Origin of the sequence: Clostridium cibarium, assembly GCF_014836335.1 — a bacterium.
GTDB lineage: Bacteria > Bacillota > Clostridia > Clostridiales > Clostridiaceae > Clostridium > Clostridium cibarium.
Genome location: NZ_JACSRA010000027.1, coordinates 15,140 through 41,488 on the forward strand (window position 1 = coordinate 15,140; position 26,349 = coordinate 41,488).

The window sequence follows — 26,349 nt, forward strand, 5'->3', positions numbered from 1 at the left end:
AGATGGTAAAAATATATTCAACATCATGGTGTCCAGGATGTATAAAGTTAAAAAAGTATCTAAACATGAAGGGGGTAGAATTTCAAGAAATTAATGTTGCAGATAAACATGAGGATAGAGAAGAAGTGTTTAAGGTATCAGGGCAAAGAACGGTACCAGTTCTAGAGTTTAATGGAGAAGTAATTGTGGGGTTTGATAAATCTAGAATAGATAAAATAATTGGTTAAAACTGAGGTGAAAAGATGTTTGATAATTTATGTAATGATAATAAGATATTCAAAAACCTAATAGGTGGAGATTGGGTTATAGCAGATGATAGTGAACTAATAGAAATTAAATCACCGATAGATGGAAGTTTAGTTGGAAAAGTTGGTGCTATGAATACTGGGGAAGTAGATAAAGCTATTAGAGTAGCCAAGGAAGTTCAAAAAGATTGGAAGTTAGTCCCTATAAGTGAGAAGGCAAAGGTGCTTCATAAAGTTGCTGATATCTTAGAGGAGAAAGTGAAAGAGTTAGCAAGTATAATGATGCACGAAGTTGCAAAGGACAAAAAAAGTGCTGAATCAGAGGTTATTAGGACTGCGGATTTTATTCGCTTTACGGCTGATACAGCAAAGAATATTGCTGGAGAAAGTTTACCGGCTGAGAGTTTTCCAGGTTATAAAAGAGATAAGATATCAGTTGTAACTAGAGAACCTCTTGGGGTAGTGTTAGCTATATCTCCATTTAATTATCCATTAAATTTGGCTGCATCTAAAATAGCTCCAGCTTTAATGGCTGGAAATACTGTTGTGTTAAAACCAGCAACTCAAGGAAGTATTACAGCATTACATTTGGTAAAGATATTTCAAGAAGCAGGTCTACCAAATGGTGTCTTAAATTCTATAACAGGTAAAGGCAGTGAAATTGGAGATTATGTTGTAACGCATCCAGAAATAAATTTTATTAATTTCACAGGAAGTACGGAAGTTGGAAAAAGAATTTCGTCGATAACTACAATGGTTCCGTTATTAATGGAGCTTGGTGGGAAGGATGCAGCAATTGTTCTAGAAGATGCAGATCTTGAGTTAGCAGCGAAAAATATAATTGCAGGAGCTTTTTCATATTCAGGTCAAAGATGTACGGCGGTAAAAAGGATTTTAGCTGTTGATACAATTGCTGATAAATTAGTGGATATTTTAAAAAGAGATATTAAAAAGTTAAAGGTAGGAAGTCCACTTGAAGGAGATGCAGATATAGTTCCTCTTATTGATGAGAAAGCGGTTGAATTTGTAGAAAATCTTATTAAAGACTCTAGGGAAAAAGGGGCAACCCTTGTAGTAGGTGGAAATAGGGAGGGAAATATAATATATCCTACACTATTTGATAATGTAACAAGAGAAATGAGATTAGCTTGGGAGGAGCCATTTGGACCTGTTCTTCCAATAATAAGGGTAAAGGATAAGGATGAAGCAATAGAAATAGCAAATGAATCGGAGTATGGGCTTCAATCAGCGATTTTTACAAATAACATAAATGAAGCATTTTATGTTTCAGATAGGTTAGAGGTTGGAACAGTACAAGTGAACAATAAAACTGAAAGAGGTCCAGATCATTTCCCATTTTTAGGTGTTAAGGCATCTGGATTGGGAACTCAAGGTATTAGATATTCTATAGAAGCCATGTCTAGACCAAAAGCAGTTGTTATAAATATTAATAATTAAAATGGGGTCAGGGTAAGTTTATGCTACTCTGACTCTGCTTTTTGGTGTGCTAAAAATTGGAGATACAAAAAAAGACTATTGGAGGATTTCCAATAGTCTTTTAATAAGAAAGTATTAAATAATACATTAAATTCTGATTAACTGCTACATGAAAAATTATATATTTATTGGTGTGAGAGATTGGTAGATGAAATAATTGTCTACTTCCTACTCTGCTATTTAGATAATGCAGTATCTATTGCTGGTTTATCAAAACCGATAATAACAGTACCATTTATGTCTAGAACAGGAACTCCCATCTGCTTAGATTTTTTTAGCATTTCTTCTCTTGCAGACATATTTTCACCAACATTAAACTCTTCAAATTCTATATTTTTAGATTTTAAGTAATTCTTAGCCTTTACACACCAAGGACAAGAATTAGTAGTATATACTTTAACCATCTTAATGACCTCCATAATTATATTTTATTAAAAATAGAGTACAACTTTTTAATGCTTTTTACAATATATAATATGTAGAAAACTAATTTTTGAGACTCTGCTTTTTAACGTGCTATCTTTTTAGAAGAGAAAAAAATTTATTATTTATAATATCATCCCTTAATATCTTTAGTATTTGGCAATAATTAAGGTAATATACTTGTAAATATGCATATTAATTTAAAAAGGATATATTGATATTTAAATTATTTACGATAATATATAGAAAATTATTTTTTATATTATCGCCGCTGAATAAATTTCTATAATAACTATTAATGATTTAATAATCTATGATATTATAAAAAGGGTAACAAACGTTATAGTTTCTTATTTTTATTAGAGAAGAGGGATAAAAATGGCTAAAATTAAATCTATATTTACATGTCAGCAGTGTGGATATGAATCACCAAGATGGCTTGGAAAATGTCCTTCTTGTAATGCTTGGAATACTTTTGTAGAAGAGATAAAAGGAAATTCTTTAAGCAATAAAAGTAATGCAACTAAGAAGAGTATTCTACCGGAAAATATGCCTAAAAGCATTAAGGAAATTAAATCAGGGGAGAAGGAACGACTTAAAACAAATTTAAAAGAATTAGATAGAGTTTTAGGTGGAGGGTTAGTAAAAGGTTCACTAACATTAATATCAGGTGATCCTGGTATAGGAAAATCAACATTGTTACTTCAAACTGCTAATAATATAGCAACTAATTACGGGAAAGTTTTATACGTATCAGGAGAAGAATCTGAAGAGCAGATTAAAATTCGAGGAGATAGATTAGGTGTATCATCGAAAGATTTATATATAGTATCAGAAACTAGTTTGGATATAATAGAAGCTTACATAGAGGAAATTAAACCTGTATTTGTAATAATAGACTCGATTCAGACAATTTATAAAGAAGGTGTTACATCTGCTCCAGGAAGTGTTTCACAGGTAAAGGAATGCTCAAATCAAATAATGAGAATAGGAAAGGGTAATAATATACCGCTTTTTATAGTAGCTCATGTGACTAAACAGGGTGAACTTGCAGGTCCTAGAGTTCTAGAGCATATGGTTGATACAGTTTTATACTTTGAAGGAGAAAGAACCGAAGAATTTAGAATATTAAGGACAATGAAAAATCGTTTTGGAACTACTAGTGAAATAGGAGTGTTTGAAATGAGGCAAGAGGGACTTATTGAAATCTATGACCCTTCTAAAATGTTCTTAGAAGATACTACGTTTAATCAGGAAGGATCTGTAGTAATAGGAATTATGGAAGGTACCAGACCTATTTTGGTAGAGATACAAGCTTTAGTAACTCAGACTAATGCCCCAATGCCAAGAAGGACTGCTGTTGGAATAGACAATCAAAGGTTAAGTTTAATACTTGCAGTTCTAGAGAAAAAGTTAAGAATTCCATTTTACAATCATGATGTATATGTGAATGTTGTGGGTGGTTTAAGTATAGAAGGCACTACTGCTGATTTAGGATTGGCAATAGCACTATTATCTAGTGTTAAAAATAAAGGAGTATCTTTACCAAAGGTAATGATAATAGGTGAAGTTGGGCTTACTGGTGAAATAAGGCCAATTAATGGCGCTGATAGGTTAGTGAATGAGGCTGAAAAAATGGGTTTTGAGTATGCTATTATACCTTATAGAAATAGAGATAAGATAAAAAATGTAAGCATAAATATAATGGGGGTTAATAACTTAAGAGAAGTAATTGGAAAGGTATTATAAAGAGAGGTGGGTATATGAGGTTAGAGAAAGATTTAGAAATACAAAAGATTTTGAAGATAATGTGTCCGGGGACAGCATTAAGAGAAGGGCTTGAAAATATCTTGAAGGCTAAGACTGGTGGATTGCTAGTTTTAAGTGATAGTGAAGAGATTATGAGAATGGCAGATGGTGGGTTTTTGATAAATTCTGAATACACTGCTGCTTATGTATATGAACTTGCAAAGATGGATGGAGCTATTATATTAAGTAAGGATTTGAAAAGAATAATTTCAGCGAATATACAATTAATACCTGATTCATCCATACCAACTTTTGAAACAGGAACTAGACATAGAACAGCTCATAGGGTGGCGAAGCAAACTGGGGATGTAGTTATAGCAATTTCACAAAGGCGAAATATGATAACTGTATATAAAGGTGATATTAAATATGTACTTAGAGAGAGTAGCGTGATATTGGAAAAAGCAAATCAAGCTATTCAAACTCTAGAAAAATATGTTGCTGTATTAGAAAGAGGTGTAAATAGTCTAAATTTATTAGAATTTCAAGATTTGACTACGTTATTTGATGTTGCAACAGTTGTTCAAAGAACAGAAATGGTTATGAGAATAGTTGAAGAAATAGAGATTTACATATTAGAGTTAGGGAATGAAGGAAGACTAATTTCTATGCAGTTAGATGAATTAGCTAAAAATATAGAAAGAGATGGAATTTTACTGATAAAAGATTATTTAACTGAAGGAATGAATGCAGCTGATGTGTATAAAAATATTCAAAAGTTATCGCAAAATGAACTTTTAGATTTAGAGGCTATAGGCAAAGTTATTGGATATGGAGGAGAACCATTAGTTGAAACTTTAATATCACCTAAAGGGTATAGGGTATTAAGTAAAGTTCAGAGAATACCAGCTAATGTAATAGAGAATTTAATTAGAGAATTTAAGGATTTGACAAGCATAATAGAAGCAGAAATAGATGACTTAGATAAAGTAGAGGGTATTGGAGAAGCAAGAGCAAGAACAATAAGATCTGGATTAAAGAGAATAAGTGAACAAGTTTATTTAAATAAGCAATTATAATTTTTTATAGATGGGGGATCATTAAAATTTATTTTATAATGATCCCCTTTACTTATCTAAATGTAAATTTACCCAAAGTATTAATCTTATCCTGTTCTTTTAACAATATATCATATAAGTTAATATCTAAATCGTTGCAAAGAGAAGTTAGATAAAAGAGATTGTTTCCCATTTCTCTTTCAATCACTTCACGACAATTATCACATAATTCACCTTCAACATGTGTATTTAAACAATCACATAGATCTTCTATAGAATTTTCATCTAACAAGTGTTGTTTTGTTGCATTAATTTTAATACAACCACAATTTGTAACAGCTTTAGCAATAGCTCGATTTACCCTTGCACTAGATTCAGTATATTTTGACATTAAGTCTAGAATACTTTTGTGTCTAAGTAATGATTCGTTTACTGAATTTTGAAATTCATCAAAAATTATATCCTTCATGAGTATCAACTCCTCTGTATTTTTAAAGTGTGATTGTAATTATATTATAGTTATAAAAATACTTTAATGTCAATATAAGGTGAGAGTCGTATGTCATTACTATATTATAATATACAACGAAATATAAGATTCATAGGGGGTAAAAATTAAAAAAATCTGAATTTATAAATAATTCGTTTTAGAGTTATATTCATTATGATATAATGAGAATAAATTAAATATTATGTAAATTGATTTTATTATTAGAAAATTGTCAATAATTATATAAGGAGGTGAAGAGATGTTAAAGAAATTACTAAGAGGAATTTTTTCATTAGCTGGAGTAATAGCTGGTTATGGAGTTTCAGAAGCCATATTACAAATTCCTTCAATGCAGCAATGGGGATTTTTATCAAATTCATATGAGAAGCTTTTATTTTTAATTTTTATTTCTTTGATATTCGGTATTATTTTTTATTTGTTATCTCCAAAAATTTATTCTGCTATAGCAGAACTTATTGATTATGTAGAAAAAAACGCACAAAAGTTGACAGTAGGAGAAATAGTATATGGTGCAGTAGGTGCATTAATTGCATTAATTATAACGAGTATATTATCAAGACCTTTGTTATCTATTCATGAAGTTTTTGGACCATTAATTGTTATAGTTTTAAATATAATAGCAGCAATAATTGGAACAGATATTATGATTAAGAAAAAAAATGACATTACTAATATATTATTAAGCTTAAAGAAGACAGGGACTACAAAGGAGAAAAAGTCAAAGACTACTACTAAGTCAGTACCAAAGGTGTTGGATACATCTGTTATAATTGATGGCAGAATATTTGATATTTGTGAAACTGGTTTTATAGAGGGACCATTAATAATTCCAAACTTTGTTTTAGATGAATTAAGACATATTTCAGACTCATCTGATTCATTGAAAAGAACAAGGGGAAGAAGAGGGTTAGATATATTAAATAAAATTCAAAAGGAATTAACTATAGAAACTCAAATTTGGGAAGGCGATTTTCCGAAGATTGCAGAAGTTGATAGCAAACTTCTAAAACTTGCACAAAACTTAAATGGAAAAGTTATAACTAATGATTATAACTTAAATAAGGTAGCAGAGGTGCAAGGAGTACCAGTACTAAATATAAATGAACTATCAAATGCAATCAAGCCAGTAGTAATACCTGGTGAGGAAATGACAGTAGATGTTGTTAAGGATGGAAAAGAATCAAGTCAAGGAATAGCTTATTTAGATGATGGTACAATGATTGTAGTAGAGAATGGAAAGAAGCTTATAGGGGAACGAATAGATGTAATTGTTACATCAGTACTTCAAACGGCTGCAGGAAGAATGATTTTTGCTAAACCTAAAGAGAGTTAATGGCAAGGAGAATGGATTGATGGTTTCAGCAATAATTTTAGCTGGTGGAAGAGGAAAAAGAATAGGAAAAGACATAAGTAAACAATTTATTATTATTAATGAAAAACCTATTTTATACTATACAATAAAGAAATTTTTAGAGTGTAAAAGTGTAGATGAGATAGTACTTGTGTTGCCAAAAGATGAAATTTCCTATTGTAAAGAACATGTTCTGAAAAAGCATTCATTGAAGGTTGATAAAATAGTTGAGGGTGGAAAAGAGAGACAAGATTCTGTTTATAACGGATTGAAGGTGTTAAGTGAAACAGATATTATAGTGATCCATGATGGAGCAAGACCTTTTATTTCGGAAAGCATAATTGATAAGGGGATAGAATGTGCTGTAAAATATGGAGCAGCAGCTCCAGGAGTTATGCCTAAGGATACTATAAAGGTTAGAGATAAAAACTTCTTTTCTAAAGAAACTCTCAATAGATCAGAGTTAGTATCTGTACAAACTCCCCAAGTTTTTAAGTCGGAGATTATTAAAGAATGTCATGAAAAGATAAAAGAAGATAATTTTATTGCGACTGACGATACAATGGTGGTTGAGCGTTACGGGTATAAAGTATATCTTTATGAGGGAGATTATAAGAATATAAAGATTACTACACCTGAGGATTTATTTTTAGCAGAATATATGCTGAAAAAGGATAGCAAGAATTTATATTGACATGAAAATATCGAGGGGATATAATATTAATAAATTTTTATGAATAAAAGTTATGATGAAGAATAGTAGAAATCATTTTTTTCAGAGAGAAAATACTAGGCTGTAAGATTTTCAATAGATTTTGAACCTGCTTCTGAACTATAGTTAAAGACTATCGGTTTAAAACCGTTAACATTATTAGAGAACAAATTTAGGTGGTACCGCGAGCAAAATTCGCCCTAATTATAGGGTGGATTTTTTTTATTGAAAAATATAATGTTTAGAGAGGATGTTATAATATGAAAATGTCAAAAATGTTAGTGTCAACATTAAGGGAAGTCCCAGCAGAAGCTGAGATTGCAAGCCATAAGCTTATGTTAAGAGCTGGTCTTATGAGAAAAATGGCATCAGGAGTATACAACTATATGCCTTTAGGGTTAAAGGTATTAAAAAATATAGAAGATATAGTAAGAGAAGAAATGGATAAAGCAGGAGCTCAAGAATTTTTAGCATCTGCAATGCTACCAGCAGAACTATGGCAGGAATCAGGAAGATGGGATGCTTATGGAGCAGAAATGTTTAGACTAAAAGACAGAAATAATAGAGATTTTTGTTTAGGACCTACACATGAAGAAGTATTTACTGATATAGCTAGAAATGAAATAAAGTCATATAAACAGTTGCCTGTTAATCTTTATCAAATACAAACAAAATATAGAGATGAGAGAAGACCAAGATTCGGAATTATGAGAAGCAGAGAATTCATTATGAAAGATGCTTATAGTTTTGATAAAGATGAAGAAGGATTAGATAAGTCATTTAAAAATATGCATAATGCGTATGTAAAGATATTTAATAGATGTGGGCTTGATGCAAAATGTGTTGAAGCAGATTCAGGTGCTATAGGTGGGGCTAATTCAGCTGAATTTATGGTTAAGTCAGAAGTTGGTGAAGATGATGTTGTTTTCTGTAATCATTGCGATTATGCAGCTAATATAGAAAAAGCACCATCTACTCCAGAAGAAGCTTTAAAAGAAGAATTTAAAGAAGTTAAAAAAGTTGAAACTCCAAATGTAAAAACTATTGAACAATTGGTTGAGTTTTTTAATACAACAGAAAAGAAATTTGTGAAAACTCTTATTTTTAATGCTGATAATAAAATAATAGCAGTAATGGTTAGAGGAGATAGAGAAGTAAATGAGGTAAAGGTAACTAATGCACTTGGTGGAGTTATTAATTTAAATATGGCGACTCCAGAAGAAGTCGCTAGTGCAACTTCGGCAGCAGTTGGATTTGCTGGGCCAATAGGAATAAAAGTATCTAGATTACTAGTGGATGAAGAAGTAACTAAGATGTATAATTTTATTGTAGGAGCAAATGAAACTGGATATCATTTTGAAAATGTTAATTATTCAAGAGATTTCGAAGGGGAAGTTGGAGATTATAGAAATATAACAGTTGGAGAAAAGTGTCCTGTATGTGGTAAAGAAATAACTATTTCAAGAGGAACTGAAGTTGGTCATATATTTAAGTTAGGAACTAAATATTCTGAGTCAATGAATGCTAATTTTATAGACGAAAATGGAAAAGAAAAGCCTTTTGTAATGGGATGTTATGGAATAGGAATCACAAGAACAATGGCATCTGTAATTGAACAACATAACGATGAAAATGGTATTATATGGCCATTGTCGATAGCTCCATACCATATGTCTATAATACCTGTTAATGTAAAAGATGAAGAACAGATGAAAGTTGCAGAAGAGTTATATAATTCATTAAAAGAATTAGGAATAGAAGTTTTAATGGATGATAGAAACGAAAGAGCAGGAGTTAAATTTAAAGATGCGGAACTTATTGGTATTCCAATGAGGGTGACTGTAGGTAAAAAGGTTACTGAGGGTTCTGTAGAGTTTAAATTAAGAACAGGTGGAGATAATGAACTTATTAAAATTGAAGATGTATGCAAAAGAGTTAAAGAAGAATTTGAAAAAAATAATCTTAAAGTAGTTTAGGAGGGATGCTTAATGAAGCTATATAATACTCTAACTAGAAAAAAAGAAGAATTTAAACCCCTAACACCTGGAGAGGTGAAAATGTACGTTTGTGGACCTACTGTATACAATTTTTTTCATATAGGAAATGGAAGAACTTTTATAGTATTTGATACTATAAGAAGATACCTTGAGTATAGAGGGTATAAGGTAGATTTCGTACAAAACTTTACAGACATCGATGATAAGATGATAAATAAAGCAAATGATGAGAATACTTCGGTAAAAGAGGTTGGAGATAGATATATTGGCGAATATTACAAGGATGCAGATGCATTAAATATTGAAAGGGCAACGGTTAATCCAAGAGCTACTGACTATATAGATGAAATCATAAAATTTGTAAGTGACTTGATCGAAAAAGGATATGCTTACGAAGTTGATGGAGATGTGTACTTTAGTACAAAGAAGTTTGAGTCATACGGAAAGTTATCAGGTCAAAACTTAGACGAGTTGCAGGTTGGAACTAGAATAAGCGTAGATGATCGTAAAAGAGATCCAATGGATTTTGCCATATGGAAAGCTCAGAAGCCAGGAGAACCAGCTTGGGATAGTCCTTGGGGCATGGGAAGACCAGGATGGCATATAGAATGTTCATGTATGGCTAAAAAAATATTAGGAGATACAATTGATATTCATGCGGGGGGAATGGACTTATCTTTCCCTCATCATGAAAATGAAATTGCGCAAAGTGAAGCGTTAACAGGAAAAACATTTGCAAATTATTGGATGCATTCTGCATACATAAATGTAAATAATAAAAAAATGTCTAAGTCATTGAATAATTTTTTTACAGCTAGAGATGTACTAAAAGAATATGATGCGGATGTAATAAGATTTTTTATGTTATCAGCTCATTATAGGATACAAATAAATTTCAGCAAGGATTTACTTGATTCAGCAAAAGCTTCTGTAGAAAGACTATATAATACTATTTCTATATTAGAAAATCTTTCGGATGAAGTATCTTTGGAAAATATGAATGAAGAAGAAGCTAAGTATCTTAAGTCTTTAGACAAATACAGAGAAAAATATATTGAAAAGATGGATGATGATTTTAATACTGCAGATGCAATAACTGTATTATTTGAATTATCAAAGGATATAAATACTAATGTTTCGGTGAATTCATCTAAGGAGTTAGTAATAAAAACTTTAGAATTAATTAGAGAGTTAGGTAGACCTTTAGGAATGCTTCAAAATACAACAAAGGGAAGTATTGAAGATGAAATAGAAGCTTTAATAGAACAGAGACAACAAGCGAGGAAAGATAGGAACTTTGCGTTAGCAGATAAAATAAGAGATGATTTAAAAGCTAGTGGAATTATATTAGAAGATACGCCTCAAGGGGTAAGATGGAAAAAATCTTAACAAAAAATATTTTAAGGGTTGCAAGGTTTTGCAGCCCTTATTTAGAGGAGAATAAAATGTTAAATGATCTAAGAATAAGAGAATTTTCAAAAGATGAAGTAAAACAATTAAATCCATTGCAATTAGCACTAGTTGGAGATGGAGTATATGAGGTTTTTATAAGAAACTATATACTGGCTTCAAATATGAGTTTATCAGCCCATAAAATACATGTTAAAGCTATAGGATTTGTAAAGGCAAAAAGTCAATCATTAATAATGCATAAAATTGAGGATACACTAACAGAAGAAGAAGAATACATATTTAAAAGAGGTAGAAATGCAAAGTCTGCAACAGTGCCTAAGAATGCAGATGTTAGAGATTATAGAATGGCAACAGGGTTTGAATCCTTAGTGGGGTATTTATATCTAATTGGTGATTTTGAAAGATTACAGTTTATATTAGAAAATAGTATTGCGATATTAAACAATTAGTGAGGAGAGTTGCTTATGAAACAAGTTAAAAGAACGGAAAATAAAAAAACTAATGAAAACAAAATTGAAGAAAGAGAAGATTTAATTATTGGTAGAAATGCAGTAATGGAAGTGGTAAAAGGGAATAGGACAATAGAATGTATTTATGTATCTAAGGGTCCAATGGAAGGGTCAATTAATTCGATAATTAAGATGGCAAAGGAAAAGAAGTTAGTAATTAAAGAAGTAGATAGAAAAAAATTAGATTTAATGAGTGAAGGAATTGTACATCAAGGAGTTATTGCTAGAGTAACGCCTTATAAATATTGCGAAGTTAATGATATATTAGAATACGCAAAAGAAAAAGGAGAAGCACCATTTGTAGTTGTATTAGATGAAATTGAAGATCCTCATAATTTAGGATCTATTATAAGGACTGCCGAATTATGTGGAGTCCATGGGATAATAATACCAAAACGAAGAAATGTTGGAGTAACAGCTACTGTATATAAGTCATCAGTAGGAGCAATAGAACATGTTAAAGTAGCAAAGGTTACAAACATCAATACAGTTCTTGAAGAACTTAAAGAAGCTGGAATTTGGGTGTATGGAGCAGATATAACGGGAGAAGAATATAGTTATGAAACAGACTTTTCGGGGCCTTGTGCTATTATTATAGGAAGTGAAGGTAGGGGGATTTCTAAGTTAACGTTAAAAAAATGTGATAAACTTATTAAAATCCCTATGGTTGGAAAGATTAACTCTTTAAATGCATCAGTTGCCGGTGGTATAATTATGTATGAGGTGCTAAAAGGAAGATTGAAGTAAATTTGTAAGGGGGAATTCATGAAAATAATTTTTATAGATGGATATAATGTTTTAAATAGTTGGCCGAATTTAAAAGAAGGTAAAAATGATAGTTTTCATGGCCGAAGGTTAAAATTAGTTAATATACTACATAATTATGGTTCATACAGTGATTCAAAAGTTATATTAGTGTTTGATGGACATAAGGTTGCAGGAAATTTGGAAAATAAAGAGGATATAAATAAAAATCTATCTATAATTTTTACAAAAGATGGAGAAACAGCTGATAGTTATATTGAAAGAGAAGTTCATAGCTTAGGAAGAAGATTTGAAGTGTATGTAGTTACTTCGGATTGGCTAGAGCAACAAACTATATTTCAAAGAGGGGCTGTCAGAATGTCCTCATTAGAATTTTACAATGAAGTTATGGAGACTGAGCATAGTATTAGAAAAAAAGCAGCAAAAAATAGAGTCGTAGCGAAAAACCATTTGCAAGATAATTTGGATATTGATGTAGTACAAAAACTTGAGAAGATTCGTAGAAGTGAGTGAATAGTTGAAATAGTTTGACTTGAGAGATTTCGTTAGAGTATAATTTAGAATGTAATTGACATAGTTCGGAGGGGGAGAATTGTACAGTAAAGGGTATTCAATGGGTAATTATTCGGAATTTGAAGAAAAATTAGATGAAGAAGTTGTATTAGAAGCTAAAGATGGTAATGCTAGAGCTCAAGAATATCTTATCACTAAGTATGAGAATTTTGTTAAAGCAAAGGCTAAGTCTTACTTCTTAATTGGTGCAGATAAAGAAGATATCTATCAAGAGGGGATGATAGGTTTATACAAGGCTATAAGAGATTTTAGACCTGACAAGTTAACATCTTTCAAAGGTTTCGCTGAGCTATGTGTAACAAGACAAATTATTACAGCTATTAAAACTGCAACTAGGCAGAAACATATCCCTTTAAATACCTATGTTTCTCTTAACAGACCAATATATGAAGAGGAATCAGATAGGACTTTATTGGATGTACTTGCTGGATTGAAGATAACTGATCCAGAAGAATTAATAATAAGCCAAGAACAGATGGCTCATATTGAAAATGAAATATCTAAAGTACTATCAGAACTTGAATTGGAAGTTCTTACATCATATTTGGATGGGAAATCTTATCAGGAAATTGCATGTGATTTAGACAGGCATGCAAAATCTATAGATAATGCATTGCAAAGAGTTAAAAGAAAACTAGAGAAATGCTTAAATCTAAAGTAGCATTTTTTTATTGACAAATAAAATGATTGATAGTAAACTTTATAATTGGTATATTGAGAAAATAGTCGATATACGAGTGCTCACGTAGCTCAGTCGGTAGAGCGTCGCCTTGGTAAGGCGGAGGTCGTCGGTTCAATCCCGATCGTGAGCTCCAAGAATTTAACAAAACGCTAGGCAAAGTTTATCAAAGAATAGAAGGAGGAATTTTACAATGGCAAAGGAAAAATTCGAAAGAAGTAAACCACACGTAAATATTGGAACAATTGGTCACGTAGACCACGGTAAGACAACATTAACAGCAGCTATTACAACAGTATTAGCAAACAAAGGGTATGCTGAAGCATTTGATTATGCAGCAATAGATAAAGCGCCAGAAGAAAAAGAAAGAGGAATCACAATCAACACAGCACACGTTGAATATCAAACAGATAACAGACACTATGCGCACGTTGACTGTCCAGGACATGCTGACTACGTTAAGAACATGATAACAGGAGCAGCACAAATGGATGGAGCTATACTAGTATGTTCAGCAGCAGATGGTCCAATGCCACAAACAAGAGAACATATACTACTAGCATCAAGAGTTGGAGTTGACTATATCGTAGTATTCTTAAACAAGGCAGATATGGTAGACGATCCAGAATTATTAGAATTAGTTGAAATGGAAGTAAGAGAATTATTAAGCGAATACAACTTCCCAGGAGATGATATTCCAGTAGTAACAGGATCAGCATTAAAAGCATTAGAAAACCCAACAGATGCAGAAGCAACTAAGTGCATAATGGACTTAATGGATGCAGTAGATAGCTATATCCCAACTCCAGAAAGAGCAACAGATAAGCCATTCTTAATGCCAATCGAAGATGTATTTACAATTACAGGTAGAGGAACAGTTGCAACAGGAAGAGTTGAAAGAGGAATCCTTCACGTAGGAGACGAAGTAGAAATCGTAGGATTAAGTGAAGAAAAGAAGAAGACAGTAGTAACAGGAATAGAAATGTTCAGAAAGTTACTAGATGATGCTCAAGCAGGAGATAACATAGGAGCATTATTAAGAGGAATACAAAGAACTGATATCGAAAGAGGTCAAGTAATCTCTAAGCCAGGATCAGTACACCCACACAGCAAGTTTGTAGGTCAAGTATACGTACTTAAGAAAGAAGAAGGTGGAAGACATACTCCATTCTTTGATGGATATAGACCACAATTCTATTTCAGAACAACAGACGTAACAGGATCAATCAAGTTACCAGAAGGAATGGAAATGGTAATGCCAGGAGATCACATAGATATGAATGTTGAATTAATCACTCAAGTAGCAATGGATGAAGGATTAAGATTTGCTATAAGAGAAGGTGGAAGAACAGTAGGATCAGGTGTTGTTACTAGCATAGTAGAATAATTAACTTGATTACAGGAGGGCTGGGTATTAATACCTAGTCCTTTGCAAAGGGATATCATATTGACAGTACGTGACTTTTGTGGTAATGTGGAAAAGTAACTCACAATTACGCAATTAGTTGAATCAGTAAGAGTATTGTCTCTTAAATATATACGAATAACTGGAGGTGCAGACCGTGAGAGTAAAGATAACTTTAGCATGCACAGAGTGTAAGCAGAGAAACTACAACTCAATGAAGAATAAGAAGAACAACCCAGACAGAATGGAAATGCAAAAGTATTGTAAGTTCTGTAAGAAGCACACTCTTCATAGAGAAACAAAATAATTAGCGATTGAGTAAAGACACAGACTTACCAAATTTAAGGATGTGAGAGAAATGGCTGTAAACAGTAGTACAAAAATAGAAAATAGCACTCAAAAGGGTGGGATTTTCAAATTTTTTAAAGACATTAAGGCTGAAGTGAAAAGAATAACTTGGCCGTCTAACAAAGAAACAAAGAAAGCATTTATTGCTGTTGCTGTAGTCACCATAGTGTATACAATTATGGTTGGCGGATTCGATTATATTTTTCAAAACCTCTTCGAAGTGATTTTGAAACTTAAGTAAGGGAGGTTCAGGTGAATTATCACCAGTCAAATATGAGTGAAAGAGCAAGATGGTACGTAGTACATACATATTCTGGATACGAAAATAAAGTAAAGGCTAGCATAGAGAAGGTTGTTGAAAACAGAAATCTTCAAGATTTACTATTAGATCTTCAAGTTCCAATGGAAGAAGTAATTGAAGAAAAAGATGGTAAACAAAAAGTCTCTTTAAAGAAAAAGTTTCCGGGATATGTATTGGTTAAAATGTTTATGTCAGACGAATCATGGTATGTTGTAAGAAATACCAGAGGTGTGACAGGCTTTGTTGGACCTGGATCAAAACCAGTTCCTCTTACCGATGAAGAGATTGAATCAATGGGAGTAGTAGAACTTCCAGAAGATATAGACTTAGAGGTAGGAGAAAGTGTGAGAGTGATTTCAGGACCTTTAAGAGAATTTGTTGCAACAGTGCAAGAGATTAATCTTGAAAAGCATAAAATTAAGGCATCAGTGGATATGTTCGGCAGAGAAACTTTAGCTGAACTAGACTTTAATCAAGTTGATAAATTAGTTTAATAATTTAATTATACTGATTTTTAATTAAGTGGGAGGACTTTTAAGTCCGTAAACACCACAGTATAGGAGGAATAACAATGGCTAAGAAAGTAACTGGAATGATCAAACTTCAACTTGCTGCAGGTAAAGCAACACCAGCACCACCAGTTGGACCAGCATTAGGTCAACATGGGGTAAACATAATGGGATTCTGTAAGGAGTTTAATGCTAAAACTGCGAATCAAGCAGGATTAATAATACCAGTAGTAATTACTGTATACCAAGATAGATCTTTTAGTTTCATATTAAAGACTCCTCCAGCTGCAGTTCTAATCAAGAAAGAATTAGGATTAGAAAGTGGTTCAGGAGTACCTAACAGAACTAAAGTTGGTAAGTTAACTAAAGACCAAGTTAAGAAGATCGCAGAATTAAAAATGCCTGACTTAAATGCTGCTACAATCGAAACTGCTATGAGCATGATCGAAGGAACAGCAAGAAGTATGGGTGTAACTATCGAAGAGTAATTCATAAATTAGTGGGAGGTCAGGACCGTTATTACCACAAAGGAGGCTTATTAATGGGAAAGAAATATGTTGAAAGTGCAAAGTTAATAGATAAGAATACTTTATACAATCCTGCAGAAGCTCTAGAGCTTTGTGTAAAAACTGCAAAAGCTAATTTCGATGAGACAATCGAATTACACGTAAGACTTGGAGTAGATCCAAGACATGCGGATCAACAAGTTAGAGGAGCTGTAGTTTTACCAAATGGTACAGGAAAGACTGTTAAAGTATTAGTATTCGCTAAAGGTGATAAGGCTAAAGAAGCGGAAGCTGCAGGAGCAGATTATGTTGGAGCAGAAGATCTAGTGCAAAAGATTCAATCTGAAAACTGGTTTGACTTCGATATAGTTGTAGCAACTCCAGATATGATGGGTGTTGTTGGTAGAATTGGTAGGGTTTTAGGGCCTAAGGGATTAATGCCAAACCCAAAATCAGGTACAGTAACATTTGATGTTGCTAAGGCAATAGCTGAAATTAAAGCTGGTAAGGTTGAGTATAGAGTAGATAAAACTTCTATAGTTCACTGTCCAATCGGTAAGAAGTCATTTGGTGGAGAAAAGTTAAAAGAAAACTTCCACGCATTGATGGAAGCTTTAGTAAAAGCTAAACCAGCAGCTGCTAAGGGACAATATGTTAAATCAGTAACTGTTTCAAGCACAATGGGACCTGGAGCAAAAATAAATCCAACAAAAGTTTTAGATTAGTATTGACTTAAAGAGAGTAAGCTGATATAATTTAATTCGTTGTTAAAAAGAATATTAACTCCGTAGACAGTAGGTGCGAAAGCGTAACGTAAATCAACCTGCCGAGGTAGCATATAATGGTTATTATAGGTCTTCCTTTGTCTACGGGAAGACCTTTATTAATATAATAAAGCAGTTAAAAAACTGTGAGGAGGTGGACACACAGTAATGAACAAAAACAGACAAATTAAAGAAGCAAAGGTTGCTGAAATTAGAGAAAAGCTAGAAAAGGCACAAGCTGTTATTCTTGCTGATTACCAAGGTCTTACTGTTGAAGAAGATACTCAATTAAGAAAGACTTTAAGATCAAATGGTGTAGAATATAAAGTATATAAAAATTCTTTAGTTACACTAGCTGCAAAAGAATTAGGATTAGATGGTATAGAAACATACTTAGAAGGACCAGTAGCAATAGCTTTCGGGTACGAAGATGCTACAGCTCCTGCAAGAATTCTTAATGATTTTGCAAAGGATCATAAGAAGCTTGAGCTAAAAGCTGGTATTGTTGAAGGAGAAATCTTTGATACAAACAAGGTTGTACAACTTGCTTCAATACCATCAAAAGAAATTCTTATTGCGAAACTTCTTGGAAGTATCAAGGCTCCATTATCAAACCTTGCATACTTATTAAGTGCAATAAGAGATCAAAAAGAGGCTGAATAGTCTAAAAAATAAACATAATAGTTAAGTAATTTTGGAGGTGCAATTTAAATGACAAGAGAAGATATCATTCAAGCTATAAAAGAAATGAGCGTTTTAGAATTAAATGAATTAGTAAAAGCTTGCGAAGAGGAATTCGGAGTAAGTGCTGCTGCTCCTGTAGCAGTTGCAGGTGGTGCAGTTGCAGGTGGTGCAGCTGAAGAAAAATCAGAATTTGATGTAGTATTAACTAATGCTGGTGCTAGCAAGATTAAGGTAATTAAGGTTGTTAGAGAATTAACTGGTTTAGGATTAAAGGAAGCTAAAGAAATAGTTGACGGAGCTCCTAAGACTTTAAAGGAAGCTGTTGCTAAGGAAGAAGCTGAAGACATTAAAGCTAAATTAGCTGAAGTTGGAGCTGAAGTAGAATTTAAGTAAGATTCTTACTTATAATATAAAAAGGTGCTAATATAGCACCTTTTTTATTGCCTATATATGAGAAGTAAAAAAGTAAAAAAACATCTTTTTTTATTAAAAACATTGACATTGTTTTTGTGTTATGCTACCATATTTTAATGTACTGTTCAATATGGATAAGTATATAAAAATGGAAAACATAGTATAACTAATGAGATATTGGTTATACTAAGATGATGATGCTCTCCGAAAGCACAAGTCCTTAGGGAAAGTGTGTTTTTGGTTATTTTAGTTTATACAAGGGGTGAAAATTCATGGTACATCCTGTCCAAGTTGGAAAAAGAACAAGAATGAGTTTTGCTAAGGTTAAAGATGTAACCGAAATGCCAAACTTAATTGAAGTGCAGTTAGATTCTTATGAATGGTTTTTAAGGGAAGGACTTCATGAAGTATTTGATGATGTAAATCCTATAAGCAATTTCACAGGTAATCTAATACTTGAATTTGTCGATTACAAGCTTGATATGGAAAATATCAAGTACTCAGTGGAGGAGTGTAAAGAGCGTGATGCTACTTATGCTGCACCATTAAAAGTTTCTGTAAGATTACAGAATGAAGAAACAGGAGAAATAAAGGAACAAGAAGTATTTATGGGAGATTTCCCATTAATGACTGAACAAGGTACCTTTGTTATTAATGGAGCTGAAAGAGTTATAGTAAGCCAATTAGTAAGGTCTCCAGGAGTATACTACAGTAGTAGTAGAGATAAGAGTGGTAAAAAACTATTCGCATCTACAGTAATACCAAATAGAGGAGCTTGGCTAGAATATGAAACTGATTCTAATGACATAATTTATGTAAGAATCGATAAAACTAGAAAGTTACCAATTACTATACTTGCAAGAGCTATGGGTGTTGGTAGTGACCAAGAGTTGCTTGATTACTTTGGTGAAGATGAAAGGTTTAAAGCCACTATTGAAAAGGATAATACAAAGACTAAAGAAGAAGCGCTACTAGAAATCTATAAGAGATTGAGACCAGGTGAACCACCAACGGTTGATAGTGCTATATCTTTAATTGATTCATTATTCTTTGATGCAAAAAGGTATGATTTATCAAGAGTAGGAAGATACAAATTCAACAAAAAACTTGCTTTGAATTTAAGAATAGCAAATCAAGTTGCAGCAACTGATATAGTAAATCCTTCTACAGGAGAAATCATGGTAGAAAAGGGTGGAAAGATCAGCAGATTAATGGCGGAAGACATTCAAAATGCTGGAATTAATTCAGTTGATATTTTAGTAGAAGATAAAGTTTTAAAAGTAATAGGAAATCATTTTGTAGATATACATAAGTATATTAACTTTGATATTTCTGATTTACACATAAAAGAACTAGTTCATTATCCTACTTTAAAAGAAATTCTTGATAATTTTACTGATGAAGAAACAATTAAGGAAGAGATAAAGAAGAATATAACAAGGTTAATACCTAAACATATAATCAAAGAAGATATCTTTGCAACTATTTCATATGAAATAGGTCTTGCATATGAAATAGGATATGTGGATGATATTGACCATTTAGGAAATAGAAGATTAAGATCTGTTGGAGAATTGCTACAAAATCAATTCAGAATAGGGTTATCTAGAATGGAAAGAGTAGTTAAAGAAAGAATGACCATTCAAGATCAAGAGTCAATCACTCCGCAAATGTTAATAAATATAAGACCAGTAGCAGCTGCTATTAAAGAATTCTTTGGTAGTTCACAATTGTCACAGTTCATGGATCAGACAAATCCTCTTTCAGAGTTAACTCATAAGAGAAGATTATCTGCTTTAGGACCAGGAGGACTATCTAGAGAAAGAGCTGGTTTCGAAGTTAGAGACGTTCATCATTCTCATTACGGAAGAATGTGTCCTATAGAAACTCCTGAAGGTCCAAATATAGGACTTATTAACTCGCTAGCAACTTATGCTAAAGTCAATGAATATGGCTTTATAGAAACTCCATATAGAGTTGTTGATAAGGAAAATATGAGAGTTACTTCAGAAATAAGATATTTTACAGCTGATGAAGAAGATCAGTATTTAGTAGCTCAAGCAAAAGAACCATTGGATGAAAGTGGGCACTTTGTAGATAGTAAGATTACAGTTAGAAACAAGGAAGAATTTTTCGTTGTTCCAGCACAAGATGTTGATTTAATGGATGTATCACCAAGACAAATTGTATCTGTTGCAACAGCAATGATTCCTTTCCTAGAAAATGATGATGCATCAAGAGCACTTATGGGATCTAACATGCAACGTCAAGCAGTGCCATTATTAAAACCACAAGCACCAATTGTTGGTACTGGTATTGAATTTAAGGCTGCTGTTGATTCAGGAGTTCTTCCAAAGGCAAAGAATGCAGGGGTAGTTAGTTATGTTTCAGGGAATGAAGTAAGAGTTAAGAGGGATTCAGATGGTGGAATAGATACTTATAGACTTCGTAAATTTAAAAGAAGTAACTCGGGTACATCTATAAACCAAAGACCAATAGTAAGTACTGGTGAAATTGTATTTAAGAATCAAGTGCTTGCAGATGGACCTTCAACTGACTTAGGTGAAATCGCATTAGGGAAAAACATAAGAATGGGATTCATTACTTGGGAAGGTTACAACTACGAGGATGCTATGCTTATATCAGAAGAACTAGTTAGAGAAGATGTATTTACATCAATTCATATTGAAGAATATGAATCAGAAGCTAGAGATACAAAACTAGGACCTGAAGAAATCACAAGAGATATTCCAAATGTTAGTGAAGATGCATTGAAGGATATTGATGATAGGGGAATAATTAGAATAGGTGCTGAAGTTAGATCTGGAGATATACTAGTTGGTAAGGTAACTCCAAAAGGTGAAACAGAACTAACAGCTGAAGAAAGACTTTTAAGAGCTATCTTTGGTGAAAAGGCAAGAGAAGTAAGAGATACTTCATTAAGAGTTCCACATGGAGAAGCAGGTATCATAGTAGATATTAAAGTATTTACTAGAGAAAATGGAGATGACCTTAATCCAGGTGTGAATGAACTTGTAAGATGTTATATAGCTCAGAAAAGAAAGATATCTGTTGGAGATAAGATGGCGGGTCGTCATGGAAATAAAGGTGTTATTTCAAGAGTCCTTCCAGAAGAAGATATGCCTTTCTTGCCAGACGGTAGACCACTACAAATATGCTTAAATCCACTAGGGGTTCCTTCTCGTATGAATATCGGGCAAGTACTTGAAGTTCATTTAGGATGGGCTGCAAGTCAATTAGGATGGCACATTGCTACCCCAGTATTTGATGGAGCAACTGAAAAGGATATTGAAGAGTGTCTTGTAAAGGCTGGTTACAATGCTAATGGGAAAACTGTTTTATATGACGGTAGAACTGGAGATGCATTTGATAACGAAGTAACTGTTGGGATAATGTATATCTTAAAACTAGCTCACTTAGTTGATGATAAGATTCATGCAAGATCAACAGGACCTTACTCATTAGTTACTCAACAACCACTAGGAGGTAAAGCTCAATTTGGTGGTCAAAGATTTGGTGAAATGGAAGTTTGGGCATTAGAAGCATATGGTGCAGCGCATACACTTCAAGAAATACTAACAGTAAAATCAGATGATGTTGTTGGTAGAGTTAAAACTTACGAAGCTATAGTTAAAGGTGAAAATATTCCTGAACCAGGAGTTCCAGAATCGTTTAAGGTTCTTATTAAAGAACTTCAAGCACTATGCTTAGATGTAAGAGTTTTAAATGAAAACCACCAAGAAGTTCAATTAAAAGAATTTTCAGAAGATGATTCTGAAGATTTAGAAGTTAATATAGAGGGTACTGAAGAATTTACAGTAGAACAAACTGTCGATACAGATGATAGCTATACAATAGCTGAAGAAGATCCAGATCAAGAACCTGAAGAAGATTTTGACAATTTTCAATTAGATGGATTACAAGAAGATTTAGTACTTGATGATTTTAATGACGAACACTAATTTTGAAGGGAGGATATACCCTTGTTTGAATTAAATAATTTTGATGCAATGCAAATTGGGTTGGCTTCTCCAGAGCAAGTTAGACAATGGTCTAGAGGAGAAGTAAAGAAACCAGAGACAATTAACTACAGAACTTTAAAACCAGAAAGAGATGGTTTATTCTGCGAAAGAATATTTGGACCTATGAAGGACTGGGAATGTCACTGTGGTAAGTACAAAAGAGTAAGATATAAGGGTATCGTCTGCGACAGATGTGGCGTAGAAGTTACTAAAGCAAAAGTAAGAAGAGAGAGAATGGGGCATATTGAACTTGCAGCCCCTGTATCTCACATATGGTACTTCAAGGGGATTCCATCAAGAATGGGATTAATTCTTGATATGTCACCAAGAGCATTAGAAAAGATTTTATATTTTGCTTCATATGTAGTAATTGATCCAAAGGAAACACCGCTTTTAAAGAAGCAACTTCTTAATGAAAAAGAATATAGAGAAGCAGCTGATAAGTATGGTGAAGAAAGCTTTGAAGCTGGAATGGGTGCAGAAGCAATAAAACAACTTTTAGGTGAAATTGATTTAGAAGCACAATCTGTAGAACTTAAGGGAGAATTGAAGCAAAGTACTGGACAAAAGAAGATTAGAATAATAAGAAGACTTGAAGTGATTGAATCATTTAAAAAGTCTGGTAATGATCCAAAGTGGATGATTATTGATGTTATTCCAGTTATCCCACCAGATTTAAGACCTATGGTTCAATTAGACGGTGGTAGATTTGCAACATCTGATCTTAATGACCTTTATAGAAGAGTTATTAATAGAAATAACAGATTGAAGAAGTTATTGGATTTAGGTGCTCCAGATATTATTGTAAGAAATGAAAAGAGAATGCTTCAGGAAGCAGTAGATGCTCTTATTGATAATGGTAGAAGAGGAAGAGCAGTAACAGGACCAGGTAACAGAGCGCTTAAATCTTTATCTGATATGCTTAAAGGTAAGCAAGGTAGATTTAGACAAAACTTACTTGGTAAGAGAGTTGACTATTCAGGTAGATCAGTTATAGTTGTTGGACCTGAACTTAAAATGTATCAATGTGGACTTCCAAAGGAAATGGCTATTGAATTATTTAAACCATTTGTAATGAAGAAGTTAGTTGAAGATGGTATAGCTCATAATATAAAGAGTGCTAAGAGAATGGTAGAAAGGCTAATGCCAGCAGTTTGGGATGTTCTTGAAGAAGTAATTGCTGATCATCCAGTATTGCTTAACCGTGCTCCTACTCTTCACAGATTAGGAATTCAAGCTTTCCAACCAGTATTGGTAGAAGGTAGAGCAATAAAGCTACATCCATTAGTATGTACAGCATATAACGCTGACTTTGATGGAGACCAAATGGCTGTTCATTTACCACTATCGGTTGAAGCGCAAGCGGAAGCTAGATTCTTAATGCTTGCTGCAAGCAATATACTAAAGCCATCTGATGGTAAACCAGTTTGTGTACCTACTCAAGATATGGTACTTGGTTCATATTACCTAACAATGGATAAGGAAAATGGAGAGGGTTCTGGAAAGCATTTTTATTGCAAAGAAGAAGCGATAATGGCTTATGAACTTAAAAAGATTGATATTCATTCAGAAATATTTGTAAGATTGTTTAAAGTTGTAGATGGAGTTAAAAAGTCAGGAATAATCAAGACAACTGTCGGAAAAATAATATTTAATGAATCAATTCCTCAAGATTTAGGATTTGTTGATAGAAGTAATAATAATGATGAATTTAATTTAGAAGTTGATTTCCTAGTTACTAAGAAATCATTAGGTAAGATAATAGATAAATGCTATTTGAAACACGGAGCTACTAATACATCAATAATGCTTGATAAGATTAAAGCACTAGGATATCATTATTCGTCTGTTGGAGCAGTTACAGTTGCAGCCTCAGATATGATTGTACCTCAAGCTAAGTTCGATTTACTTAAAGAAGCTGATGAAACAGTAGATAAAATCGAGAAGATGTATAAAAGAGGTTTCATATCAGATGATGAAAGATATGAAAGAGTTATCGAAAAATGGACTAAGACAACAGAAGATGTTGCTGATGCCTTAATGGAAAGTTTGGATAAATTCAATCCTATTTACATGATGGCAGATTCAGGAGCCAGAGGATCTAAATCTCAGATTAAGCAATTAGCAGGGATGAGAGGACTTATGGCCAGTCCATCAGGTAAGATTATTGAGTTGCCTATTAGAGCATCATTTAGAGAAGGATTAGATGTATCAGAGTACTTCTTATCTACTCATGGAGCGAGAAAAGGTAATGCTGATACGGCCCTAAAGACTGCCGATTCTGGATATTTAACAAGAAGACTTGTAGATGTTTCTCAAGATGTAATTGTTAGAGAAGAAGATTGTGGAACTAAAGAGGGAATGTATGTATCAGAAATTAAAGAAGGTAACGAAGTTATTGAAGGATTAGAAGAAAGACTAACTGGTAGATATTTAGCCGAAGACGTTAAGGATGAAAAATCTGGAGAAATAATTGCAACAAATGACAGTTATGTTGATCCAAATATGGCAAAAATCATTGCTTCTACTGGTATAAAGAAAGTTAAGATTAGATCAGTATTTACATGTAGTTGTAAAACTGGTGTGTGTGCTAAGTGTTATGGAATGAACATGGCTACAGCAAAACAAATTAATATAGGTGAAGCTGTTGGAATAATTGCAGCACAATCTATTGGTGAACCAGGAACACAACTTACAATGAGAACATTCCATACAGGAGGTGTTGCTGGTGCTGATATAACTCAAGGTCTTCCAAGAGTTGAAGAACTTTTTGAGGCAAGAAAACCAAAAGGTCTTGCAATTGTAAGCGAAATTAATGGTACAGTAAGAGTTGAGGAAACTAAGAAGAAGAGAACTGTACACATAATGGATGCTGATGGTGAGGAAAAAAGTTATGATATACCATTTGGTTCAAGACTTAAGGTTAGTAATGATGAAATAATTGAGGCTGGAGATGAAATAACAGAAGGTTCTGTTAATCCACATGATATAGCAAGTATTAAAGGGATTGATGGAGCAAGAAGATATCTTCTTTCAGAAGTTCAGAAAGTTTATAGACTTCAAGGTGTTGATATTAACGATAAGCACTTAGAAGTTGTTGTTAGACAGATGACTAGAAAAATTAAGGTTTCAGATTCTGGAGATACAGATCTTTTACCAGGAACAATGATTGATATATTCGACTTCGAAGAAGCTAATGAAAAAGTTAGAGAATTTGGAGGAGAAGAGGCAATCGGTGAACAAGCGCTATTAGGAATAACAAAAGCAGCTTTAGCAACAGATAGTTTCTTATCAGCAGCTTCATTCCAAGAAACAACAAGAGTACTTACTGAAGCAGCCATTAAAGGAAAAATAGATCCACTTGTGGGATTAAAAGAAAATGTTATTATTGGTAAGTTGATTCCAGCTGGTACAGGTATGATGAGATACAGATCAGTAAAGCTAGATGTTGAGGATAATAACGAAGAAGAAGAGTATATAAATACGATAGAATAGTATGATGCAATTTTATTGACATGTGTATGCTTAAATGATAAAATACGAGTTGTGTGATTTTTAAAGCTACACTACAGTATGATTGTCTACATGAGTTCATGAGGATAAAGTTTAGTTTCTTTGTCCTCGTGAGTTTAATATAAGGAGGGATCCCATGTTAGACAGACTTGTAGGAAAAAAAGTAATAGGTATAAAACAATGTTCCAAGTTCATTAGAAATGGAGAAGGACATATTTTATATATAGCAAAAGATGTAGATGAAAAGTTAATCGCACCCTTAGTAGTTTTAGCAACAGAGAGTAATATCAAAGTAGAGTATGTTGAAACAATGAAGGAACTTGGCAAGTTATGCGGAATTGAAGTGAAGTCTTCTGCTGCATTAATGCTATAAAAAAGTT

At 32.9% G+C, this 26,349-nt stretch carries 25 protein-coding genes, 1 tRNA gene and 2 other annotated features; of the genes, 24 read left to right on the forward strand and 2 right to left on the reverse strand.

The window, feature by feature from the left end:
• Positions 1-2: 2 nt before the first annotated feature.
• Together H9661_RS15080 and H9661_RS15085 are read left to right on the forward strand one after the other, a co-directional pair.
• Positions 3-227 carry a glutaredoxin family protein gene (locus H9661_RS15080; RefSeq protein ID WP_143318479.1) on the forward strand — a complete coding sequence of 75 codons (225 nt, stop codon included), beginning with the start codon at positions 3-5 and terminating at the stop codon, positions 225-227.
• Positions 228-242: 15 nt separating this feature from the next.
• Complete coding sequence (locus H9661_RS15085; RefSeq protein WP_191769620.1) at positions 243-1,703, forward strand: NADP-dependent glyceraldehyde-3-phosphate dehydrogenase; 1,461 nt, start codon at positions 243-245, stop codon at positions 1,701-1,703.
• Between the two features lie 215 nt (positions 1,704-1,918).
• Here the strand turns inward: H9661_RS15085 and H9661_RS15090 are convergent, their stop codons facing one another.
• Complete coding sequence (locus tag H9661_RS15090; protein ID WP_143318481.1) at positions 1,919-2,146, reverse strand: glutaredoxin family protein; 228 nt, start codon at positions 2,144-2,146, stop codon at positions 1,919-1,921.
• A gap of 397 nt (positions 2,147-2,543) precedes the next feature.
• On the opposite strand from H9661_RS15090, the gene radA reads away from it, so the two are divergent.
• On the forward strand, positions 2,544-3,914 hold the full coding sequence (radA, locus tag H9661_RS15095) for a DNA repair protein RadA (RefSeq protein WP_143318482.1): 1,371 nt from the start codon (positions 2,544-2,546) through the stop codon (positions 3,912-3,914).
• 14 nt (positions 3,915-3,928) lie between these two features.
• The gene (gene disA / locus H9661_RS15100; RefSeq protein ID WP_143318483.1) at positions 3,929-4,993 is read left to right on the forward strand and encodes a DNA integrity scanning diadenylate cyclase DisA; all 1,065 of its coding nucleotides are present in this window, start codon (positions 3,929-3,931) and stop codon (positions 4,991-4,993) included.
• 52 nt (positions 4,994-5,045) lie between these two features.
• Here the strand turns inward: disA and H9661_RS15105 are convergent, their stop codons facing one another.
• Complete coding sequence (locus H9661_RS15105; protein WP_143318484.1) at positions 5,046-5,441, reverse strand: nucleoside triphosphate pyrophosphohydrolase family protein; 396 nt, start codon at positions 5,439-5,441, stop codon at positions 5,046-5,048.
• A gap of 280 nt (positions 5,442-5,721) precedes the next feature.
• Here H9661_RS15105 and H9661_RS15110 point away from each other — a divergent pair, with 280 nt between their 5' ends.
• The 20 genes from H9661_RS15110 to H9661_RS15205 all read left to right on the forward strand — a co-directional run bounded on the left by H9661_RS15110 (position 5,722) and on the right by H9661_RS15205 (position 26,342).
• Positions 5,722-6,816, forward strand: a complete 1,095-nt coding sequence (locus H9661_RS15110; RefSeq protein WP_191769622.1) for a PIN/TRAM domain-containing protein — start codon at positions 5,722-5,724, stop codon at positions 6,814-6,816.
• Positions 6,817-6,835: 19 nt separating this feature from the next.
• On the forward strand, positions 6,836-7,528 hold the full coding sequence (gene ispD / locus H9661_RS15115; protein WP_143318486.1) for a 2-C-methyl-D-erythritol 4-phosphate cytidylyltransferase: 693 nt from the start codon (positions 6,836-6,838) through the stop codon (positions 7,526-7,528).
• A gap of 43 nt (positions 7,529-7,571) precedes the next feature.
• Positions 7,572-7,752, forward strand: a binding site (T-box leader).
• Positions 7,753-7,806: 54 nt separating this feature from the next.
• A complete protein-coding gene (locus tag H9661_RS15120) occupies positions 7,807-9,522 on the forward strand; it encodes a proline--tRNA ligase (protein WP_143318487.1) in 1,716 nt (571 codons plus the stop codon).
• Between the two features lie 12 nt (positions 9,523-9,534).
• The gene (gene cysS / locus H9661_RS15125; protein ID WP_191769624.1) at positions 9,535-10,932 is read left to right on the forward strand and encodes a cysteine--tRNA ligase; all 1,398 of its coding nucleotides are present in this window, start codon (positions 9,535-9,537) and stop codon (positions 10,930-10,932) included.
• Between the two features lie 56 nt (positions 10,933-10,988).
• Positions 10,989-11,405, forward strand: a complete 417-nt coding sequence (locus tag H9661_RS15130; protein WP_191769626.1) for a Mini-ribonuclease 3 — start codon at positions 10,989-10,991, stop codon at positions 11,403-11,405.
• Positions 11,406-11,420: 15 nt separating this feature from the next.
• Entirely contained in the window at positions 11,421-12,212 is a 792-nt protein-coding gene (gene rlmB / locus H9661_RS15135; protein WP_143318490.1) for a 23S rRNA (guanosine(2251)-2'-O)-methyltransferase RlmB, read from the forward strand.
• Positions 12,213-12,230: 18 nt separating this feature from the next.
• A complete protein-coding gene (locus H9661_RS15140) occupies positions 12,231-12,743 on the forward strand; it encodes an NYN domain-containing protein (protein ID WP_143318491.1) in 513 nt (170 codons plus the stop codon).
• A gap of 100 nt (positions 12,744-12,843) precedes the next feature.
• Positions 12,844-13,464, forward strand: coding sequence for an RNA polymerase sporulation sigma factor SigH (sigH, locus tag H9661_RS15145; RefSeq protein WP_143318492.1), 621 nt, complete (start codon positions 12,844-12,846; stop codon positions 13,462-13,464).
• A gap of 78 nt (positions 13,465-13,542) precedes the next feature.
• Positions 13,543-13,618: transfer RNA gene (locus H9661_RS15150), tRNA-Thr, on the forward strand.
• A 57-nt stretch (positions 13,619-13,675) separates the two neighbouring features.
• On the forward strand, positions 13,676-14,869 hold the full coding sequence (gene tuf / locus H9661_RS15155) for an elongation factor Tu (RefSeq protein ID WP_143318650.1): 1,194 nt from the start codon (positions 13,676-13,678) through the stop codon (positions 14,867-14,869).
• 175 nt (positions 14,870-15,044) lie between these two features.
• Entirely contained in the window at positions 15,045-15,194 is a 150-nt protein-coding gene (gene rpmG / locus H9661_RS15160) for a 50S ribosomal protein L33 (protein WP_027099171.1), read from the forward strand.
• A 51-nt stretch (positions 15,195-15,245) separates the two neighbouring features.
• On the forward strand, positions 15,246-15,476 hold the full coding sequence (gene secE / locus H9661_RS15165; RefSeq protein WP_143318570.1) for a preprotein translocase subunit SecE: 231 nt from the start codon (positions 15,246-15,248) through the stop codon (positions 15,474-15,476).
• A gap of 32 nt (positions 15,477-15,508) precedes the next feature.
• Positions 15,509-16,030: a transcription termination/antitermination protein NusG gene (gene nusG / locus H9661_RS15170; RefSeq protein ID WP_143318569.1), complete on the forward strand. Its 522-nt coding sequence runs from the start codon at positions 15,509-15,511 to the stop codon at positions 16,028-16,030.
• Positions 16,031-16,107: 77 nt separating this feature from the next.
• Positions 16,108-16,533: a 50S ribosomal protein L11 gene (rplK, locus tag H9661_RS15175; RefSeq protein WP_143318568.1), complete on the forward strand. Its 426-nt coding sequence runs from the start codon at positions 16,108-16,110 to the stop codon at positions 16,531-16,533.
• 53 nt (positions 16,534-16,586) lie between these two features.
• Complete coding sequence (rplA, locus tag H9661_RS15180; RefSeq protein ID WP_143318567.1) at positions 16,587-17,276, forward strand: 50S ribosomal protein L1; 690 nt, start codon at positions 16,587-16,589, stop codon at positions 17,274-17,276.
• Positions 17,277-17,318: 42 nt separating this feature from the next.
• Positions 17,319-17,445 (forward strand) — a sequence feature (ribosomal protein L10 leader region).
• Between the two features lie 38 nt (positions 17,446-17,483).
• A complete protein-coding gene (gene rplJ / locus H9661_RS15185; RefSeq protein WP_143318566.1) occupies positions 17,484-17,978 on the forward strand; it encodes a 50S ribosomal protein L10 in 495 nt (164 codons plus the stop codon).
• Positions 17,979-18,026: 48 nt separating this feature from the next.
• Complete coding sequence (gene rplL, locus H9661_RS15190; RefSeq protein ID WP_143318565.1) at positions 18,027-18,392, forward strand: 50S ribosomal protein L7/L12; 366 nt, start codon at positions 18,027-18,029, stop codon at positions 18,390-18,392.
• Positions 18,393-18,685: 293 nt separating this feature from the next.
• Positions 18,686-22,396, forward strand: a complete 3,711-nt coding sequence (gene rpoB, locus H9661_RS15195) for a DNA-directed RNA polymerase subunit beta (RefSeq protein ID WP_143318564.1) — start codon at positions 18,686-18,688, stop codon at positions 22,394-22,396.
• 21 nt (positions 22,397-22,417) lie between these two features.
• Positions 22,418-25,951, forward strand: coding sequence for a DNA-directed RNA polymerase subunit beta' (rpoC, locus tag H9661_RS15200; protein ID WP_143318563.1), 3,534 nt, complete (start codon positions 22,418-22,420; stop codon positions 25,949-25,951).
• A 154-nt stretch (positions 25,952-26,105) separates the two neighbouring features.
• The gene (locus H9661_RS15205) at positions 26,106-26,342 is read left to right on the forward strand and encodes a L7Ae/L30e/S12e/Gadd45 family ribosomal protein (RefSeq protein WP_143318562.1); all 237 of its coding nucleotides are present in this window, start codon (positions 26,106-26,108) and stop codon (positions 26,340-26,342) included.
• Positions 26,343-26,349 lie beyond the last annotated feature (7 nt).

Coding starts and splice junctions, on each gene's coding strand:
- H9661_RS15105 (WP_143318484.1), bottom strand. CDS start 5,441: ATGAAGGATATAATTTTTGATGAATTTCAAAATTCAGTAAACGAATCA.
- rplJ (WP_143318566.1), top strand. CDS start 17,484: ATGAACAAAAACAGACAAATTAAAGAAGCAAAGGTTGCTGAAATTAGA.
- secE (WP_143318570.1), top strand. CDS start 15,246: ATGGCTGTAAACAGTAGTACAAAAATAGAAAATAGCACTCAAAAGGGT.
- ispD (WP_143318486.1), top strand. CDS start 6,836: ATGGTTTCAGCAATAATTTTAGCTGGTGGAAGAGGAAAAAGAATAGGA.
- rplK (WP_143318568.1), top strand. CDS start 16,108: ATGGCTAAGAAAGTAACTGGAATGATCAAACTTCAACTTGCTGCAGGT.
- H9661_RS15140 (WP_143318491.1), top strand. CDS start 12,231: ATGAAAATAATTTTTATAGATGGATATAATGTTTTAAATAGTTGGCCG.
- H9661_RS15080 (WP_143318479.1), top strand. CDS start 3: ATGGTAAAAATATATTCAACATCATGGTGTCCAGGATGTATAAAGTTA.
- rpoB (WP_143318564.1), top strand. CDS start 18,686: ATGGTACATCCTGTCCAAGTTGGAAAAAGAACAAGAATGAGTTTTGCT.
- cysS (WP_191769624.1), top strand. CDS start 9,535: ATGAAGCTATATAATACTCTAACTAGAAAAAAAGAAGAATTTAAACCC.
- H9661_RS15110 (WP_191769622.1), top strand. CDS start 5,722: ATGTTAAAGAAATTACTAAGAGGAATTTTTTCATTAGCTGGAGTAATA.
- H9661_RS15205 (WP_143318562.1), top strand. CDS start 26,106: ATGTTAGACAGACTTGTAGGAAAAAAAGTAATAGGTATAAAACAATGT.
- disA (WP_143318483.1), top strand. CDS start 3,929: ATGAGGTTAGAGAAAGATTTAGAAATACAAAAGATTTTGAAGATAATG.
- nusG (WP_143318569.1), top strand. CDS start 15,509: ATGAGTGAAAGAGCAAGATGGTACGTAGTACATACATATTCTGGATAC.
- H9661_RS15085 (WP_191769620.1), top strand. CDS start 243: ATGTTTGATAATTTATGTAATGATAATAAGATATTCAAAAACCTAATA.
- rlmB (WP_143318490.1), top strand. CDS start 11,421: ATGAAACAAGTTAAAAGAACGGAAAATAAAAAAACTAATGAAAACAAA.
- H9661_RS15120 (WP_143318487.1), top strand. CDS start 7,807: ATGAAAATGTCAAAAATGTTAGTGTCAACATTAAGGGAAGTCCCAGCA.
- rplL (WP_143318565.1), top strand. CDS start 18,027: ATGACAAGAGAAGATATCATTCAAGCTATAAAAGAAATGAGCGTTTTA.
- sigH (WP_143318492.1), top strand. CDS start 12,844: ATGGGTAATTATTCGGAATTTGAAGAAAAATTAGATGAAGAAGTTGTA.
- radA (WP_143318482.1), top strand. CDS start 2,544: ATGGCTAAAATTAAATCTATATTTACATGTCAGCAGTGTGGATATGAA.
- H9661_RS15130 (WP_191769626.1), top strand. CDS start 10,989: ATGTTAAATGATCTAAGAATAAGAGAATTTTCAAAAGATGAAGTAAAA.
- tuf (WP_143318650.1), top strand. CDS start 13,676: ATGGCAAAGGAAAAATTCGAAAGAAGTAAACCACACGTAAATATTGGA.
- H9661_RS15090 (WP_143318481.1), bottom strand. CDS start 2,146: ATGGTTAAAGTATATACTACTAATTCTTGTCCTTGGTGTGTAAAGGCT.
- rplA (WP_143318567.1), top strand. CDS start 16,587: ATGGGAAAGAAATATGTTGAAAGTGCAAAGTTAATAGATAAGAATACT.